We start from the raw sequence: 17595 nt of genomic DNA, 5'->3' as shown, positions 1-17595 counted from the left end.
TTGAGGGTGGGCATAAAAAAACAGGCGGGAGCAATGCTCTCGCCTGTGTTGGATGGAATTTCAAAGTGGTGGGTGATGGGGGATTCAGCCTATCACTGTTCAGTGCCTTAGGCCTTTTCGTCTTCTTGCACTTTCCAGCCGTATTCGACATTGCCCTTCTTCGAGCCCTTCGAGTCCATTTCGGTGTAGGTAACCTTGATCTCTTCGAAGTTCAGGCTGAAATTCTCTGCGGGCTTGTCCTGGTCGCCACCTGAAACCGAGTAAGAGCTGACCAATACGTTCTTAAGTTCGTATTTGTAGTAGGTTTCCTGTCCCGAATCGGTTGTGGAGACGGTGAGTTCGATTTCAACTTTAGGAAATACTTTTCCCAGGCAAACCGACTCAGCCAACTTGGGGCTAGATTTGTCAAGCAACTTAGCACATTGGATGTCCTCTAGGACCACGCTGCCACGACGGCGTGCAGCACCCGTTCCGCCAGCACCCGGCTTGTGAACCACTTGCGAGACACTCATTAGGTCCGACCAAGACTTGTGGCTCTTGTGCTGTGATTCACCGTCGACACCATCAAACTTAATGTAAGCAGCCATTTTCCGATTCCTCTTTACCAGTTGATCTAGGGCTCAGTGCCCGGTTGAGCTTTGCTTCGAACGGCCGAAGCAAGTTAAGGTGCCCTTTGCCTTACACTACAGTTCTCGTCGATTGGCCGCGGGAGTTGCTTAAAAGAATCTGCTTTATTGGTAATTCTCTGGAAGGGGCCAATTCTCGGTAGAAATGCGTTCCCCTGGAGCCTTGAACCGTTTGCCTCAGGGCCCGCGTTACGAAATCTGATAGCTGAAGGTTTGATCGTCGGTAATGCCGACTTGGACTTGGGTGATTTCTTTGCCCTCCGCCAAGTGAGCTAAGAATTCCACAGACAGCTCCGGTAGCAGTGTACGGGTGAGGATATGATCAATATTCCGCGCACCTGTATCGACTTCTGTACAGCGCTCCGCAATGGTCTGAATCAACTCCGGCTCATACGTGAATTTCGCTCCGTAGTTGTCCGCAACACGTCTGGCGAGTTTGTCGAGTTTCAGCCCAACAATCTTACGCAGAACTTCGTCATTGAGCGGGTAGTAAGGGATAATGGTGGTCCGTCCCAAGAAGGCCGGTTTGAAGGTCTTCAACAATTCAGGGAAGAGAGCCGTGAGGAATGCTTCCGGTTCCGGAGAAGTCTCAGGGTCGGAGCAGAGTGATTTGATGAGGTCGGTTCCAGCGTTGGTGGTCATCAGAATGACCGTGTTCTTAAAGTCGATGTCGCGTCCTTCGCCGTCCTTCATATTTCCCTTGTCGAAGACTTGATAGAAGATGTCCTGTACGCCAGGGTGTGCCTTTTCCATCTCATCTAGCAAAATCACACTGTACGGCTTGCGACGCACCGCTTCCGTCAACACACCCCCCTCGCCGTAACCGACATAGCCTGGAGGGGAGCCCATGAGCAGGGAGACCTTGTGCTCCTCCTTGAACTCCGACATGTTAATCGTCGTCATGTTTTGCTCACCGCCGTACAGCAGTTCCGCCAGCGTAATGGCTGTCTCCGTTTTCCCGACGCCGCTTGTCCCAGCCAGCAAGAAAACCCCGATGGGCGCCCGCGGGTCGGACAATTGCGCGCGAGAGGTGCGAATGGATTGAGCAATTCGGTCGAGTGCATGCGCTTGCCCGATGATCTGCTTTTCCATCAGTTCGTTGAGCTGCAGTACGGTATTGATCTCGTTGGCCATCATGCGTCCAACAGGAATCCCCGTCCATGAGGCAACGGTCTCGGCGATGGCTTGGCAGTCGACGCAGGGATGAACCAGCGGTTGCTCGCCTTGCAGAGTCTCCAACTCTTTGCTCAGCGTTTGGTACTCTGTCAGGAGCTTTTTTCGCTCGGCAGGTTGCAACGCTGGGGAGGCTGTCTCGGGTGGAGAGCCAGCGCTGGCAGGGGAAGCTGTGGCGTCTGGCGAGGATTTGCTGGCGGCCGCGTTGTCTGCACCACCGTTTTCGCATGCCGCCTGGTTGCCTTCCAGTTGCTTGGCAAGCTCTTCAATCCGTGTGACAAGTTCACGTTCTTGGTTCCAGCGAGTTTGCAGATTCTCCAACGCTTGCTCGGTGGTGGCTAGCTCCGCATCCAGCTCTTCCAACCGCGTTTGATGCTCGGCACCAGTCGCCATTTCTCGTTCGAGGATCCCATGGGTAACCTTGAGTTGTTCGATTCGACGCTGAGCATCCTCGAGGGCTGGAGGGGAAGAGGCTTGGCTAATTCCAATTCGAGCACAGGTCGTGTCAATAAGACTGACCGCTTTGTCGGGTAACTGCCGTCCGCTGATGTAGCGGCTGGAGAGCTTAACCGCATCGACGATCGCTTCGTCCAGAATGCGCACGCCATGGTGCTTTTCTAGGGTGCCCGTCAAGCCGCGAAGCATTTCGACCGCTACCGACTCGGCAGGCTCCTCGACTTTGACAACTTGAAAGCGACGGGCAAGTGCCGCATCTTTTTCAAAGTACTTTTTGTATTCGGCCCAAGTCGTGGCAGCGACGGTTCGCAGTTCTCCACGAGCCAAGGCGGGCTTAAGCAGATTGGCTGCATCCCCCTGCCCTGCGGATCCGCCAGCGCCGATTAAAGTGTGTGCCTCATCGATAAACAGGATGATAGGTTTGGCGGACGCCTTGACTTCATCGATGACAGATTTGAGTCGATTCTCAAACTCACCTTTGACCCCCGCTCCGGCTTGTAGCAGTCCCAGATCGAGCGTGTGGAGCGCCACATCCCGAAGTGCGGGAGGTACATCCCCGGCGGCAATCCGCAACGCAAATCCCTCAACGACGGCCGTCTTCCCGACACCCGCTTCACCGGTCAAGATGGGATTGTTCTGTCGGCGTCTTGTCAGGATGTCGACAATCTGTCGAATCTCGCTGTCACGTCCGAGGACTGGGTCAATCTCGTTGTTTCTCGCTCGGGCCGTGAGATCGATGGTGAATTGGTCGAGCGAGGGGGTGCGACTGGGGCCACCCGTGGTTGCGCCTTTGGTCTTACCGCCAGCGGCAGCCGCTGGGCCGGTCGCGGTGGAGGCGGCTGGCGTCTCGCGCGTTTCTTGGCTATCGACCGTTAGTTGCCAGAGGTTTTTCTTGAGAGACTCCAGAGAGACTTTTTCAAACTCCTTGGAAGCCCCGTGGGCGCTCCGCGCCAGCGGGTCGTGGCCGAGCAACGCGCACAGCAAGTGCCCCGAGGTCACGGCAGCGGACGTGTAGTCGATCGCAGCCAAGACGTACGCTTCGCGGACCCATTCCACCACATCGGGACTCAACGCGGGCGATTTTGCATTCCCCGTTTTGAAGCGGTCGATGACTTGCGTTAAATCGCGTTGCAGCTGGGAAATGTCGACATCAAAGGCCTTCAGGCAAAGCGAGAGATCGGTTTGACTGTCCTCCAACAATTTGGCGAGCCAGTGCTCCACCTCCACGTTGTAATTGGTGCGAGATAAGCAAAGTCCCGCGGCGCCCTCCAGCGACTTCTTGCAAGTTGGATTTAGACGTTCAATGAGATTCTTGAGGTTGACTTGAACCATCGGTCAGACTTTCTTAGCTGGCACGCTTCCGAGAAGGAGGTGCTGGGGACATGAATGGAAATGTAGCCGGGGAATACCCATGGGAATCGAGGCCTTGGGCATCGGCGGTGAATTTTGCGGGCGACGGTTTGCTAACCGGATGATAACGAGGCAGTGTCCTCCAATTCGAAGATGGCGTCTTGAGCGTCACGAGCGAAAGGCCAGTTTCCGAGCCAAGTGTTCCAGCCTAGGTGACTAGGGTTTGGCGAGCTGCCCAGGCGTATGGGCGGCACTGATTGACGTTGAAGCACTACTTGAATATCAAACTCCATCTGAGGACCCAAATAGGTCCTAGCCAGAGCATGCAATGCCGCTAGACGATCGCCCATCGGAGAGAAACGCCTAAATTCCTCGACGTTCAGCGGACCGATTTTTAGACGGAGGCGGTTTTCCACGTTCCACACCCGTTGTCCAGCCACCGTATCAAACCCCAGTCGGTTATTGCTATTAACACCCAATTGCCCCGCCTGCATGCGAGTTTGGTCGGGAACGGAAATGTGGATCCATTGTCCTTGAAACTGCAACACCTCAACGGAGACTTTAAACCAATCGGCAATCATGTTTGTCAGGGACGTTTGACGGGCACGCGTATCGGCGAGCAGCCCCGCATAGTACAGCAGCGATGAATCGTCGAGCTGTGTGCGATCGCGCAGACCGCTGGTGCCAAATCCAACCAGCGAGGAAAGTATTTTGGTGATGGGGTCCTCTTGCTTCAAACTGCGGGATGTTTGGAAAGCGGAGGGGAAGTCGTGTTTTTCCCAAGCTCGATAGAAAAACGAAATCCAGCGATGGTTGAATAAGTTCAGAAAGTCTCGCAGCGCGTAATCTTTCTGGCGCCCGCGATCGATGATGGTCTGGGTGTAGTGTTGAGGGAGAGTCCCGGATGGACCGAAGAGGCCTAGAAACGACACATCCAAAACGACTTGGCCACTGGCGGAAGTGGTCGCCTTGGCCAATTCGGTGGAGGGAAAGGCGACCGATGGTTCACTGCGTAGCCGCACCGGTTCGTGTGCGGGACGAGTGTCCCGACCAATCAACGCAGCTTGTTCGGACTGGATCTTGCGGAGCGCTGCGAAAAAGGAGACGGACCGCACCGGTAGTGCGGAAGGTGGATCGCTGTGCGATGCAGCGGGAGACGAAGCGTCGGGTTCGGAATCCATGGGGCAGCTAGTCTTGTATCGAGCTTGAGGGACAAACGTGGTGCTTTAGGTGTGCAAGTCCACGATTTATACTACAGCATCAGTAAGTTGAATGAAGTCGAACCGAGATTGAAAAGCATGGTTATATGAGGGTTTGACTACCTGCGCGAGCTTGGCCAACGATCAACGGCAGCTCGCTTCCCCGCACCCGCACCGTGGTGCGGGTAAAGGAATTGAGCGTGGCGAAGAGCCCCATGAAACGCTCTAGCACATTGGCGAACAAATAGACGCCCGTGCCACCAAGACGCTCCGCATCTAAGGAAATTTCTACGTCGATACCGCGGCAAAATCCGGGCGCCGGACCGCCTGGTACGCGAGCGGTGCCCCGACGGTATTGGACTTGCAACACCGATTCGATCACCTTGCGTGATTCGGGGCTATCCTCGGCATCGTAAAGACGCAGTATCTCGCGAAGTGCTTCGGCCCCATCGGTTCCGTTGGTGAGCACTAAATGATTTAAGGAGAGGTGCGAGACGAGCCGCCAGTGGAGGTCCTCTCGATCGATTGCGCGTAGAGTTGGTGTGGGGGGCGTAATGCACGAAGCTCTGATCGAAGCTCCGCCTTCGGTCAGTACGAGTCGAGGGTGTCCGCCACCGAAGGGCAAACGTGCAACGCGATCACGATTCAAGCATGTCGTCTCCACGTCGATCGACCAGCCATCATCCATGCAGGCCTCTCCGTGGAGATCCACTACCGAGAGATAGAGCTCGCTGCCGCGGTCTGTGTCGGAGGTTTTTCCAATGGACTGCACCCGCTTGGCGTACCAGTAACGCTGAGGATGCGTGCTGCTAGGCGGGTGTTGGGGTTGGAAGAAGGGGAGGAACTCGCGCTCAATCCCGTTGGCGGAAATTGCGGTCACGCGATCGATGGAGTAGATTTCGGCTGCGGCTGGGCCACGGGCATTGGGGATAACGCGGTATTCAACCTGATTTTCCGTGGTGCGAATGGGTTCCGCTCGCTTGAAAAACAGGTTCACCGCCGGTGTGCATTCGGTCCGCAAGGCATCTCGATCCAGCTCGCGTTGCAAGACCGGATGCATGCGTTTGAGAAAGAAGATCAATTCGCCTCGCTCGGCCGAAACTGCCTGTTGCCAGCGATTTTGGAAGTTGACGTTCACAAAACGGAACTTGGCGTTCATGGCGAAGAATTCCGACAAGATCCGGTAGGCGGTGAGGCTCCGCGGGGTGTGTGGCAGCAAGCTCTCATGATCGTGGTAGCCGATCGGCGCCGCACAGGCGGTGGGAAGCCATTCCCAGCGGTCTGCACCATCGGACAGGGCGACTCCCAAGACGTTGCCAAACAGAGCTTCCACCAGTGCATTGGAGCAAGCGGCCGAGCCACCGAGGAAGAGATTCAGATCGTTGATGTTGAGTTTTGTAAGGTCCGTTTTGGGAGACAACGCAGAGAATCGCACTCGAATGGCCGCCTGGACATCCCGGTTCCATGGAGAGGTGTGGAATGGGAGCGGCGGTACTAAGTAATCGACCTGCTCAACCTCCATGGGCCACAAGCGGGTATCAAAGCAGGTTTGGAAGCGGCATGGTTCGCCGTCGACCGGCTCTGTTTCCAGACGCGCACCACGCTTAACTTGATGCCCATTGAGACCCTCGTACGTCTTGTCATTGATCGCCAGCTGAACAATGCATGCGGGAGGGGTGGGACTGAGGTAGTGGGGGTAGAGCGTTTGCAGGATGGCCTGACAAATGTCAGGAAACTCATCATCAATTTTCAGTCGTGTGCGAGCCGCGAGAAGTGCTGAGGCCTCAACAAAACGCGAGACGTGCGGATCTTCAATCGAATCTGCATCGAGCCGCAGGCGTCCAGCAATCTTGGGATGTTGCTCAGCGAACTCACTTCCCAGCTCGCGAAGAAAATTGAGTTCTCTTTGGTAGTAGTCGAGTAATTTATCTATCATCCTACCGAGGCTCGCACTTCAAAATCACCAAGTTGAGGTCGTAACTGAGAGTCGAAGGATACCGGTTCTGGAGAGGGTTCGGCGTAGAGGATTCCGTCAATTCGAAACTTGATCGCTCGGTCTCGAACATTCTCGCCATCACCCGACGTGACCATTTCGACTCGCACCTCGATAAACCGAGTCTCAAAGCGACGGACGGCATCTTCGACTAGCCCCCGCAGCTTCTCGCGCTGTGCACGACTTCCCATCGATAATCCCGTGAAGTCTGGAATGCCGTAGTTGAGGACCGACGTCTTCAACTCAGGTAGATCGTCGGGAATGGCGTAGAGGCTGATGCGAGTGTTGAGCAGATTTTCCAGATCACGTCGCACTGAGGCTTTGAGCTCACGCAGCAGTTGGGCGCGGCTATGGGGAGCTTCCGTTTGACTCTCTGGAGCGTCGTCGAGGAGTCGGTCGTAGACCGATGGGAGTAGGAATTGATCAGGTCGAATCCTACTCATGCTTCAGAACTCGCGAAGCTCAGAGTTTGGATTTCCATAACCGGCAGGTCTTTGTCCCCTAGCAGCAGAGTTCGCAGGCCTCGCCCCTGAACCAATTCTCCTTCCTCTCCAATCCAATCGGTGGCTCTTCCAAGAAGCAACGCGTCTTCGAGCTGTTCGTCTGCGGCGGCTACATAGCGAGTTGGAACGTAAACTTCTCCGTTGGGGCCACCGCTGACTTCGATTTGTGTTCGTCGATAGAGTAGGTCCAGTGGTACTTTGGGAGCTTCCATCTCTAAGCTCTCAATGTTTTCCCAGGGGACCCAGTAGTATTTTCCTGTACCGGTGATGACCTCCAAGACGCCAGCGACACGATCGTCCAAGTCGCGAATGCCTACAAACTCCTCACCGTTGCAGACTCCGCGGACTTCCGGTTGGGCCTGGCTGGCCTTCTGTAGGAGGTCGCGGAGTTGCTCGGATTGTCCAAGCCGGGCAGCCATCAATGACTCGAGAGTTAGACGCGCGTGCTCAGGAAGCTCCGAGACAATTTCCGGAGGCCGTCCCTCGCGCAGTACCTGTTCGCGGGCCAATTCGCCACGCAGAATTTGGCGGTACAGGGCAAGCGTCATGGCGCCTTGCGTCGATTGGAGGCTGACTGTTTCCAGTTGCTTCTCGACGCGGTCGAGCTGTCCCGAAAACCACAGCAGCTCGGCTAACAGCAGGCGGCCAGAGACGTCTGTGGGTTTGGCTTTCAGTTCGGCAGTCGCGGCGGTAAGGGCACCTTGCAGATCGCCGGCTTGGAAGAGTTCGCTTGCATTCATAATCGCTGTTTCGTAAAGGGTTCAATTCGAGTGTACAGCTTCTAGGACTTTCGGATCAATTCGGTTCGAAGTTGAATCGAAGCTTGCATGTCTTCCAGTTCGTAGTGGGGAGCCAAGCGGAAAACGCAATCGAAGGCTCCTGGCTTACCCGGCACGGGCACGACCCGAATATCGGCTTCGCGCAGTGGATAGCGTGCCTTGGTTTGGACGTTGGCTTCGCTGTCGGCGGTGACATAGCCATGAATCCAATTTTGCAGTTGATGTTGCAGTTGACTGGCGTCTGCGAAAGACCCCATTTTATCGCGCCCAATGACCTTCACGTAATGAGCGAACCGGGAAACGCACAGCATATAATTCAGCATGGCGGACATCCGCGCATTCGCCGTTGCATCGGGATCTTGGTAGGCTTTGGGCTTCTGAGTGGAAGGGCAGGAGTAAAACGCAGCGACCGGCATATCCTTACAAGCACAGAGGGGGAGGAACCCCAGATCGACCATTTGCCGCTCAAGGCCATCGCCCACTTGGAGTTCGGTGAGCGGTTTTTGCAGGACGTCTACACTATCGGTGTCGAAGGTCGCCGGACCAATGCCTCGCACGATTCCGCCACCATTCTCTCCGCGTTGGGCGCCACGAATATCGGCCAGCCAGCGACTCTCAGCAAACGACCTCATGAGGACTTCGCCCATAGCAAAGGCTGCTCCGCCCCACAGGCAATCGTCATTGCTCGCAATCGTTTCTTGGTAGGGGAAGTCACCGTTGCGATCGCTGCGGTCTTCATAGTGCCGCCGCATTAGCATCCTGGGGAGAGCTAACCCCACGAATCTTGCGTCTTCGGTCTCTCGAAAACTACGCCACGACAAAAACGAGAGATCTTGTTGAATGCGTTCGTAGTCAGCGGCTACCTGCATCTGATCGAAGCGGTCATGCGAAAACATGCTCGGTGAGGCGTTCAGAACAATTGGGCAAAATGCGGCCGCCGCAACTTGGGAAAATGATTTCAACATGGCCATGTCGTCAAACGGATGCTTGCGACTGGGACGCGGATGGATTTCGTAGTCTGCCATCAGCAAACCGTAGGGTTCGCCGCCCGGGCTCCCCAGTTCGTCTTCGTAGATCAATCGGAAGAGTTGGCTCTGATCGAACTCAACCGCTTTGTCAAAATCGCGACAGACCTCGGCGTGCGAAACGTTCAAGATGCGGATCTTAATCGGGGCATCACCTGCGTTTTCTCGCGCCTCGACGAGGTACTCGATACCACGCCAACTAGCTTCCAGCTTCTGAAAATCGGGGTGGTGCAGGATTGCGGAGACTTGCTCGCTGAGTAACTGGTCGATGCGGGAAATGCTATGCTGGATTTGCCGCGCTATCGTCGACCATTTCTCCGCACCTTTGCGCTCAACGGCCGATTCTCCAAGCCAGAGCTTTAGTGCCTCGGCGATTGTTTCGGCGTTGAGGAACGCTTCTAGCTGACCAGCGGACGGATCTGCATTCGCCGCTGTTTTGGCGTTCCCAGGCGACGTCCGAGAGTGGGAGACAATTTGCTCTAAAAGGGATTCCTGAAACCGCGGGTCCGCCACCGCTTCCACATCGTGCGTGTGTTCGGTCGTCACTTCCGGTAGTGACGAGTCGTGGGGGAAAGCGGAATTCAACGCGACGGACTCCTAATATTGAGCAAATGGATCAGCGGGTAAGTCATCGTGTCTCATCGGCATGTCTCGCAATGGCTAAAGACGAGCTGTGCAAGTCGCTGGCGCGAGATGCACTGTTTTGAGCGGCACGTTCCAAACACTCCTCACTGAACCTGCGTTGAAAATTGGCGAGCGACTGTCTCCTGCATCGGTAGCCTGCGGGCAAGCTGCGATAGGCAATAGGATCAACCGGCTGCGGGGCGGAGCCTCCATGACTCCGCGACCGCTAGCCTGTGCCACTCATCAGGAGAGCTTTAGCTCTTACCCTTAGGGATCTCTGCAACCAAGCGCAGCGAGGTCGTCAGCTCTTCGAGTTGCAACCAAGGCCGCAGGTGGGCTACCGCGTTGTAGGAACCCGGTTTGCCTGGGATTTCGCGGACTTCAATCCGAGCATCTGCCAAGGGATAGCGAGCTTTCACCTCTTGCGAAGCCTTGTCGTCGGCGGAAACATAGTTCATGATCCAACTGTTCATCCACCGTTCCATGTCCTCGCGTTCTTGGAACGACCCCACCTTGTCGCGAGCGATGCACTTCAAAAAATGCGCGATGCGAGAAGTAGCCATGATGTAGGGCAGGCGAGCGCTAATGGCTGCGTTGGAAGTTGCCGCTGGTCCATCTTTGCCTTGGTATTCCTTCGGCTTTTGGCAGGTTTGAGCCCCAAAGAAGACCGCAAAATCTTTGTCCTTGTAGTGGCACAAAGGCAGAAAACCGAGGTCGCTAAGCTCTTTCTCGCGGCGATCGGTAATGGCAACTTCGGTAGGGCATTTGAGATCGACGTCACCGTCATCGGCGGTGAACACGTGGGCCGGAAGTCCCTCAACCTTGCCACCACCCTCGGCACCGCGGATGGCGGTACACCAGCCCGTTTGGGCGAAGGTGTCGGTGAAGCGGGCCCCCAGCACATAGGCGGTATTCATCCAGCAGTATTCTTGGTGATTTACCGACTTGGGCTTGCCATCGCTCCCCAATTCGACTTCTTCGAAACTGAATTCATCGATGGGCTTGGTGTTGGCGCCATAGGGTAGGCGCGCCAGCGTGCGCGGCATGGTGAGCGTGACGAAACGCGAATCTTCGCTTTCTCGGAAACTGCGCCAGGAGGTGTGTTCCACCGTGTCGAAGATCTTGGCCAGATCGCGCGGCTTGGTGAGTCCCTGCCAGTCTTCCATTCCGAAAAGGTTGGGGGACGCGGCGGATACAAACGGGCAAAACGCGGCAGCGGCAACGCCAGCCACATTTTTAAGCATCGCGATGTCATCGGGATGATTCTGAAATTCATAATCACCGACGATGGAGCCGTAAGGGACTCCTCCAGGAGATCCAAATTCCGATTCGTAGATTTTCTTGAACAGTTCGCTTTGGTCAAATTCAACCGCTTTCTCAAGATCTTTCTGCAGATCTTTCTTGCTGCAGTTGAGAACGCGAATCTTGAGCTGAGTGCCGGTCTCTGAGTTCATCACGAGATGGCTCAAGCCACGCCAGCTACCTTCCAGCTTTTGGAAGTCGGGGTGATGCATGATGGCAGACAACTGCTTCGAAATCTGCTGGTCAATCGTATCGATCGTCGATTTGATCGAGCGAGTTAGGTCCTTGTCGAAGGTGACTGCACCCTGAAGGGCTTGCTCGGTAAAGGTTCGCAGGAGCGTCTCTGCACGCGATCGCTCTGTTTGTTTGGTAGCTGCAATCGCAGACTCAAGTAAACTTGGAGGTGCTTCGGTCGTTTCCGCTGCCGCTTGTTGGGATTGTTTTTCTTCTTCAGCCATGGAACTTGCTCCTAAAAAAATCGTGAGGTGTTTGCCGCCGGCGTAGTGAGCTCTTGGGACGCCGCCGATTACGGGGGTAGCCGACGCGTTTTGCGTGCCAATCGATTGAACCACCTGCCAAGGCAGTTATGGCTCATCTGCTTTGCACTACTCGGGCTTATCTAGACCAAGTTCTTCAGCCAGTTTGGCGACGTTCTCAGTGTTTTTAAGGACATCTTCGAGCGTTTCTTCCAAATCGCTACTGACATCGACTTTCGCCAGTAAATCGCGCAGTTGATTGCGAGTCTCTACCAACTTCTTCAGAGGCTCAACTTGGTTCGCAACCTGGGCCGGTTCAAAGTCCTCCATCGACTCAAACTTCAATTGAACCCCCAGTTCACTTCCGTCGCCAGCCAGGGTGTTTTCCACTCGCATGTTCAGTCCGGGAGTCATCTGTTTCAGGACATCATTGATGTTGTCACGATCAATCTGAACAAATTTTCGATCGCGAAGCGGCTTGAGCTTGGTCGTTGGTTGTCCCGAGAAATCTCCCAAAACTCCCATCACGAACGGTAATTCACGCTTTTCCATTGCATCGCCAATCTCCACGTCGTAGGTGATATGAACACGTGGCTTGCGAACGCGACTTAGTTTTCCGTGGACAGAACTCATCAAATTACCTTTTGAAACCCATTGCTTGGAAATGCTCGGCGGAGAATACCGCTGAATTGAAACAAGGATGATTGTGGGCGAAACCTTGGGTGTGCTTGCGATGCCAGGATCGAAGCGGAGTAGGCTCAACTTCCCGTTCTGTCAGCACCCTCGCAGGCAGCAACGCATTACTAGGAATTCGAGCGGAGCAGTCGCCAGCTAGTTAGGATATCCGAATATTTAAGGGAATGTTGCTTGAAAAACGAAACTTTTTACCGAGTCTCTGGGGCTGGTCGGTGCTGCTCGCCAGCTTGCTAGGCTAGTCGTCAGAACTTTCGTCCGGCGTTGGTGCAATCCCCATTCGTTTGAATACTTGCGCGAGTACATCGCTATCGCTGACGAGATCTTGGAGCAAATCGGGCAGCGGCATTCGGCCCCAACGCACCGCCTGCTCAAGAGCATACGACACTGGAGAGTGTGGCTCTGATTTGCGGAAGAAGTCGGCAACCCTTAGTAAATGTTGAAGCGCTTCGTCTCGCGATGCGACCGGCCGTTGCAAGAGACTGGCGGTGCTCTGCGTGGGAGGCTGTTCGCCCGCTTCGGCTAACTCGCCAATTACCGCTTCTGCCTCACCCTCAGGTGAATCGACCAGCAGTCCACTGGTGAGCGTTTCGAAAATCTTCTGCAAACGTTCGAGGGTGCGTTCTAAATTGCCCGTGGACGGGCCTAGGGGGTAGCCCGAATCGTCATTGCCACACAGGCGGTCCATGGTTTCTGCAAACTGCTTGCATTCGTCAACCGCTTCGGCAAGCACCTCTTGGGTATCCAGAAGTACCTGTCGATCGGCCGATCGCATGGCACTTTCAAAAGTTTCCAGCGGAATGGTGCCTCGCTCGATTTTGGCGGAGCGTTCCTCGGGAGGCGCCTGCTCCAATTCAATCGCAATTTGATATCCGCCCCAAGTGAATCGATCATCTTCAGGCAGAATTCTGGTCGCTTCCAACGCGGTGGACAGCACATTGTCGAGCCCCGAGAGTTGCGCCACCGTATGCGCATAGCCGTCATCTTCGTCGGGGCGCGGGTGAATGGTATTCCAAAACTTGTCACTCATTTGCCGGCAGAGTTTGAGACCATCGCTGAATCCCATGAGTCCATCGGTTCGCGTCAACGCCTCAATGAACCAACTGACCACCCACAGGTCTTTGGAATGGTTGCTGAGGAGGTCCACTGCCATGCTGGAGACCTTGTTCCAATCCGGCAGTTGTTTTGCACCGTCGCGGCCGCTGGGGTCGTTTTCAAAATCCTCTTCCTCCATCATAGCCATGCGGCTCAGAGTTCGTTCGGCTTCCATCGCGGAGTTTCGTGCTTCGCGCAGCGCATAAAATGTGCGGCTCAGCTCCGGATGCTCGCGCAGGGATTCGCCGCTGGGCGCCTCATCGGACAAAGGGGACAAGAGCGATTCAAAGTTGGGGATCGATTCAGTGGACATGAGGATCGCGTCTTAAGTTCAAGAACTTGGGGGATCTAGGATCGTGCGGTAAGGAGGGGCCAACGTCGATGGTGTCGAACGGTCCTCCAGGGCTCTTTCAAAAAGCGGCTGTGGGCACCCGCTGCCACCGCATGTCTCACGCGCCGGTGAGCGCGCTGACGGCCTGGCGGCTGCAGAACTCCGAGCGGCGGTCGGTCGCACGGTGTGCCAGCCCCATCTGCCAGGTGGGGCTGTCACCTGTTGTGTCATCGTCCTGGGCATGATCCCTACATTAGGCATCATCGGAACTGAAGCAGCCGCACTGGAGGAAAATAGGGACAGCCAGTGTCGACGACTTATTGATTTATAGGTTACCCGTGGGTGGCTGCCCACATTCTTCACAAATCTTGGCTTAATTTCTTGAGAGTGCTGGATTTTCTGAGGGGGTGGTCTGGTTTAGTTGACGGAGGTCTTTTCGCCTCTCTGGCTCAGTCTCCCGCGTCGCGGGCCTGCAGCTGCTCTGTCTTTTACAGTTCACGGGGATCAGTGCGGGGGATCAATCGTGGAGGTCAATCGTGGAGGTCAAGGCGTTTCAATTTTTGCGCTAACTGATCCAAAATCTTGGCATGCAAGCGGCTGGCCCATGATTTGCTGATTCCCACTTGATTGGCGGCCTCTTGCAAGGTGAAGCCTTCGAAATACACCGACTGGATGACGCGACGCTCGACGGGATCGAGCTCCGCCACCAGTTGCCGTAGTCGCTCACCGGCTTCCCGATTGAGGAACGTCTGGCTGGGGGTGTCGCAGGTGTCTTCAATGCTGGAGGCCTGTTGTTGGGCTTCGTCACCGCCGCTGGCCAAATAGACAACGGCCAGTTTTTCGGTAACTCTTCCAAACCAATTTCCAGATTGCTCAAGGGTTTGATTTTCAGCAGTGTGGTCTTCCTGCTCGGCGGCCAGCGTTTCATCGGCCATCCGCTCGTAGCGCAGACGCCGGTAGCGAGCTCGGCTCGTCCAAGTCATCTTGGCGAGGCCGTCATAGATGGCGCCGCGCACCCGGTAGTAGGCGAAGGTACAGAATTGAACCCCCCTGCTTGGATCGAAATCACGAGCCGCTTCAGCTAAACCAACTTCGCCGTACGCGATTAAATCGTCGAGCTCGGCACCCATGGGAATGCTGCGAAACACTTTGAGAGCCAGCGACCGCACGAGCCCCTGCCCTTCTTCAATCAATTCATTGCGGGTTTGTATTGGTTCATTCAAGAGACGGACTCGCGTAATTGATTCCACATTGTCTTGAGCCGCTGCATCGAAACGGGGTCTCCACAAAGGCTATCAGCAATACGCTGGCACATCAGTTGATTGGTTTCGCGATTGGCCAGACCTGGAAAGCGGGTCGAAAGCAGGCCGGCGACGAGCAGCTCAGTTATCTGCAGCATATCGAGTTGGCTGTCCCCGTGCGCGCGAGCAATCTCCTGCAACGCCAATAATTCTTCGGGGGCGAGTCCACCTTCGCCACGCGTGAGGGTGGACTCGAGCACCTCTCGCAACAAATCGGGAGAAGACTTCCGGATGGAAAAAGAGCCATCATTGGCGGAAGAGTTGGGGTCGGAGGAGTTACCAGCGTTCGACATTAGCTGCTCGTAAAAAAGAAGTAGTAGACTAGCAATCCCACGATGGCCAAGAGTAGAAATGCGTTGATGACAAGCATGCTTCGCACCATGCTTTGGAAGTTGAATTCCTTCTTCCAAGCGTCTTCGCTCCATTCCAGGTCTTCGTCCAACTCGCCTAGCTTATCAAAAACGCTGCGCACGAATGCTTGTCGCATCCTGGAACCACCAGCGGCGCCGAAGTAGCAACCGCACAGCAACGGTCCCCGGCCTCCACTAGGTACGCAGGCGCCAGACAAGCTACTGACCAGTTCTACGACCTTGGGTTGGACTTCGTTGCGCATTTTGCACAGCAAGGCGTAGAGCTTGTCGTTGTTGGTTCTTCCCAGCGCATCAGGGTGGCGGAATAAGTCATAGATCCAGTCTTCGAACGCGCCACAGGAGTTTCGCGCTAGGGCTTCCAATTGGCTGGCATCCAAGGGTGCTTGATGATTAAAGCCATGTCCGAAACGATTTTCGCGAGCGCGGTTTTCGCCCACGCGACGCGTCAATTCAACAAATCCTGTCTCGTCATCCATACCCTTGATGAAGATCGCCATGGGGGCGTGCATCTGGGAGGCTTCGATCATCCGCGTCGAATCCTCACGGATAACGGTGGGGAGTTGCCCTGCCGGTGCGCTTAGCAACGTTTTCCAATCGATGATTGCAATTGACCCGTTAATGGGGCACAGCGGCTGTCGCGACTCTGCGGCTAAGCGGCAAACGCGGGCCAGTCGATCGGCTTGTTCAGCAACCATCTTGCGATCGAGATTCACCATGGCAGGGGCCGTTGTGGTTCCGACTTCGTGCGCACCTTGACCGGCCAGCATGGTGCCACGAATGCCAGTGGCGGGGGCGGTAGGCGGCCTGCTTGCAGGCGTACCGGTAGGAGCACCGGCAATAATCGTTCCGCGAATTCCTGTGGCCGGCGCTGCTGCGGGGCCAGCACCGCTGCCGCCCGGCCCCATTAGCGTGCCGCGGGCCCAGCCTGGACTGGCCACCGGAGCGGACTCACTGGCTTGTTCCACCTGGCCCTGCAACATCGAAGTCGCAGAGGCGTCCAGGAGAAAAACGATAATGTTGTCTCGGCTGGCATACCAGCGCAAGGGGGATTTGCCGTCGGGTTTTCCGTCGACGAGCAGGTCCCAGTCGGTAGCCTGCATGAGATTGTCGGCAGCCAGGGGAGATGAAACGCCGGTGGCCAAAAACAAGGGACATTGATCCAGTTCGATACCAGCTCGCCCCACAGCAGCGAGCCCCTGACGCCAAGCCTCGTCAATGTCGGGGAACTGCGTCGGTTCCGATTCAAGCCAAGAGCGAACCGCGAAGAAGGCGGCGACCGGAATGGTCACTAGCAGCACCAGCCAGCTCAGGATGAAACGCGGGTCGGTCTTCGGATCGGCAACCGCATTGTCTGCGAGCCATAGCGAAGCGACGTAGTAGCCGACTACACACAGTCCCAGGAATAGAGCCAAGAGGACGGCGACCCGCATTGGCAACGACCAACCCAAGAATCCGCGCGCACGTCCCAGCCAGCGGGCCGGGGCGGTTAGAATCCAACTGAAGGGAGCAACCAACCAATTCAAGCTTCTATCCTCGTCAAAACAGGTAGGGGGGCCATGATCGTTCCGATCCTCAAGTGGTTTGGTGAATTGCGTTGTTGAGTCTTGCGTTCAAATCAGAAGGAGCGTGAATCCTAACCAGCACCGCGCAGAATATGGTAGCCCAGCAGAGCGGCCAGTACCATTAACATTAACATCGACAGTGCAGCACCCACCACGGTAAAGCGGCTCTCCAGGGGTGGCGCGCCTCGCACCGGGTCGGTAACACCGGTCAATTTAGGACGTTCACTGCGAAATTGTAACAAACCAGCCGTCGTCTGAGTCCAAGCCTCGATGGTGTCAGGCAATCCATACTGCTGCGCCAACAGGGTCGATTCCGGAAACGCGTACAGTCCTCTGAAGCCCAGGATCACTGCGATGTAGAAGACTTCGATCGCATCGCGTTGGATCAATTGTTGAGCTTGTTGGGCCCTTTGGAAGAAACCGGTACCGGCATCGGTTGTCTTGAAGTACTGAAACTCGAGCTTGTGATTCTCCCACCACCGTTGGCCAGGCCAAGGTAGATTAATCATCAAATCGTCGATCCATGCACACAGCGCGTACCGCGCTAACTCCCAAACCTCGCGGTAGCTACCACGACTCAAACGCTCTTCCGCTTGCCGCAACTTGTCTTGGATGCCAGCGTGTACTTGCACGGGATCGATCTGCTGATTGGACGACACCTGTTCCATGGTGGACAGAACATGCAAGAAAATGGGATCCACGGCGCTCGCGAACTCGGGACTCATGGTAAACCTTT

At 55.6% G+C, this 17595-nt stretch carries 14 protein-coding genes; all 14 read right to left on the bottom strand.

Annotated elements, in window-relative coordinates; genetic code table 11:
* Positions 1-107: 107 nt before the first annotated feature.
* Positions 108-587: an Hcp family type VI secretion system effector gene (locus tag Q31a_RS17895; protein ID WP_145080837.1), complete on the bottom strand. Its 480-nt coding sequence runs from the start codon at positions 585-587 to the stop codon at positions 108-110.
* A 228-nt stretch (positions 588-815) separates the two neighbouring features.
* On the bottom strand, positions 816-3587 hold the full coding sequence (tssH, locus tag Q31a_RS17890; RefSeq protein WP_145080834.1) for a type VI secretion system ATPase TssH: 2772 nt from the start codon (positions 3585-3587) through the stop codon (positions 816-818).
* A gap of 131 nt (positions 3588-3718) precedes the next feature.
* The gene (gene tssG / locus Q31a_RS17885; RefSeq protein WP_145080831.1) at positions 3719-4786 is read right to left on the bottom strand and encodes a type VI secretion system baseplate subunit TssG; all 1068 of its coding nucleotides are present in this window, start codon (positions 4784-4786) and stop codon (positions 3719-3721) included.
* Positions 4787-4907: 121 nt separating this feature from the next.
* Positions 4908-6740 carry a type VI secretion system baseplate subunit TssF gene (gene tssF, locus Q31a_RS17880; RefSeq protein ID WP_145080826.1) on the bottom strand — a complete coding sequence of 611 codons (1833 nt, stop codon included), beginning with the start codon at positions 6738-6740 and terminating at the stop codon, positions 4908-4910.
* Complete coding sequence (tssE, locus tag Q31a_RS17875) at positions 6737-7240, bottom strand: type VI secretion system baseplate subunit TssE (RefSeq protein WP_145080823.1); 504 nt, start codon at positions 7238-7240, stop codon at positions 6737-6739. Before tssE ends, tssF begins: the two co-directional genes overlap by 4 nt.
* Positions 7237-8040, bottom strand: a complete 804-nt coding sequence (locus tag Q31a_RS17870; RefSeq protein WP_145080820.1) for a type VI secretion system accessory protein TagJ — start codon at positions 8038-8040, stop codon at positions 7237-7239. The genes tssE and Q31a_RS17870 overlap by 4 nt, the downstream gene beginning before the upstream one ends.
* A 41-nt stretch (positions 8041-8081) precedes the next feature.
* Positions 8082-9689 (bottom strand): type VI secretion system contractile sheath large subunit, encoded by a 1608-nt coding sequence (gene tssC, locus Q31a_RS17865; RefSeq protein ID WP_145080817.1) that lies wholly within the window; start codon positions 9687-9689, stop codon positions 8082-8084.
* 293 nt (positions 9690-9982) lie between these two features.
* A complete protein-coding gene (gene tssC / locus Q31a_RS17860) occupies positions 9983-11488 on the bottom strand; it encodes a type VI secretion system contractile sheath large subunit (protein WP_145080813.1) in 1506 nt (501 codons plus the stop codon).
* 147 nt (positions 11489-11635) lie between these two features.
* Positions 11636-12139: a type VI secretion system contractile sheath small subunit gene (gene tssB / locus Q31a_RS17855; protein ID WP_145080810.1), complete on the bottom strand. Its 504-nt coding sequence runs from the start codon at positions 12137-12139 to the stop codon at positions 11636-11638.
* Positions 12140-12437: 298 nt separating this feature from the next.
* Positions 12438-13607: a type VI secretion system protein TssA gene (gene tssA, locus Q31a_RS17850; protein ID WP_145080807.1), complete on the bottom strand. Its 1170-nt coding sequence runs from the start codon at positions 13605-13607 to the stop codon at positions 12438-12440.
* Between the two features lie 548 nt (positions 13608-14155).
* A complete protein-coding gene (locus Q31a_RS17845) occupies positions 14156-14848 on the bottom strand; it encodes a sigma-70 family RNA polymerase sigma factor (RefSeq protein WP_197355372.1) in 693 nt (230 codons plus the stop codon).
* The gene (locus Q31a_RS17840; RefSeq protein WP_145080801.1) at positions 14845-15219 is read right to left on the bottom strand and encodes a hypothetical protein; all 375 of its coding nucleotides are present in this window, start codon (positions 15217-15219) and stop codon (positions 14845-14847) included. Before Q31a_RS17840 ends, Q31a_RS17845 begins: the two co-directional genes overlap by 4 nt.
* Complete coding sequence (locus Q31a_RS17835; RefSeq protein ID WP_145080798.1) at positions 15219-16820, bottom strand: hypothetical protein; 1602 nt, start codon at positions 16818-16820, stop codon at positions 15219-15221. The genes Q31a_RS17840 and Q31a_RS17835 overlap by 1 nt, the downstream gene beginning before the upstream one ends.
* A 110-nt stretch (positions 16821-16930) precedes the next feature.
* Positions 16931-17584, bottom strand: coding sequence for a DotU family type IV/VI secretion system protein (locus Q31a_RS17830; protein WP_145080795.1), 654 nt, complete (start codon positions 17582-17584; stop codon positions 16931-16933).
* Positions 17585-17595: the final 11 nt, after the last annotated feature.

The sequence above is a fragment of the Aureliella helgolandensis genome, assembly GCF_007752135.1.
GTDB classification, from domain to species: domain Bacteria; phylum Planctomycetota; class Planctomycetia; order Pirellulales; family Pirellulaceae; genus Aureliella; species Aureliella helgolandensis.
Note: the sequence above shows the minus strand (reverse complement) of the source record. Positions and strands in the feature narration are given on the sequence as shown.

Excerpts from the sequence above, each read along its gene's own strand:
- Q31a_RS17895 (WP_145080837.1), bottom strand. The coding sequence starts at position 587 with ATGGCTGCTTACATTAAGTTTGATGGTGTCGACGGTGAATCACAGCAC.
- tssH (WP_145080834.1), bottom strand. The coding sequence starts at position 3,587 with ATGGTTCAAGTCAACCTCAAGAATCTCATTGAACGTCTAAATCCAACT.
- tssG (WP_145080831.1), bottom strand. The coding sequence starts at position 4,786 with ATGGATTCCGAACCCGACGCTTCGTCTCCCGCTGCATCGCACAGCGAT.
- tssF (WP_145080826.1), bottom strand. The coding sequence starts at position 6,740 with ATGATAGATAAATTACTCGACTACTACCAAAGAGAACTCAATTTTCTT.
- tssE (WP_145080823.1), bottom strand. The coding sequence starts at position 7,240 with ATGAGTAGGATTCGACCTGATCAATTCCTACTCCCATCGGTCTACGAC.
- Q31a_RS17870 (WP_145080820.1), bottom strand. The coding sequence starts at position 8,040 with ATGAATGCAAGCGAACTCTTCCAAGCCGGCGATCTGCAAGGTGCCCTT.
- tssC (WP_145080813.1), bottom strand. The coding sequence starts at position 11,488 with ATGGCTGAAGAAGAAAAACAATCCCAACAAGCGGCAGCGGAAACGACC.
- tssB (WP_145080810.1), bottom strand. The coding sequence starts at position 12,139 with ATGAGTTCTGTCCACGGAAAACTAAGTCGCGTTCGCAAGCCACGTGTT.
- tssA (WP_145080807.1), bottom strand. The coding sequence starts at position 13,607 with ATGTCCACTGAATCGATCCCCAACTTTGAATCGCTCTTGTCCCCTTTG.
- Q31a_RS17840 (WP_145080801.1), bottom strand. The coding sequence starts at position 15,219 with ATGTCGAACGCTGGTAACTCCTCCGACCCCAACTCTTCCGCCAATGAT.
- Q31a_RS17830 (WP_145080795.1), bottom strand. The coding sequence starts at position 17,584 with ATGAGTCCCGAGTTCGCGAGCGCCGTGGATCCCATTTTCTTGCATGTT.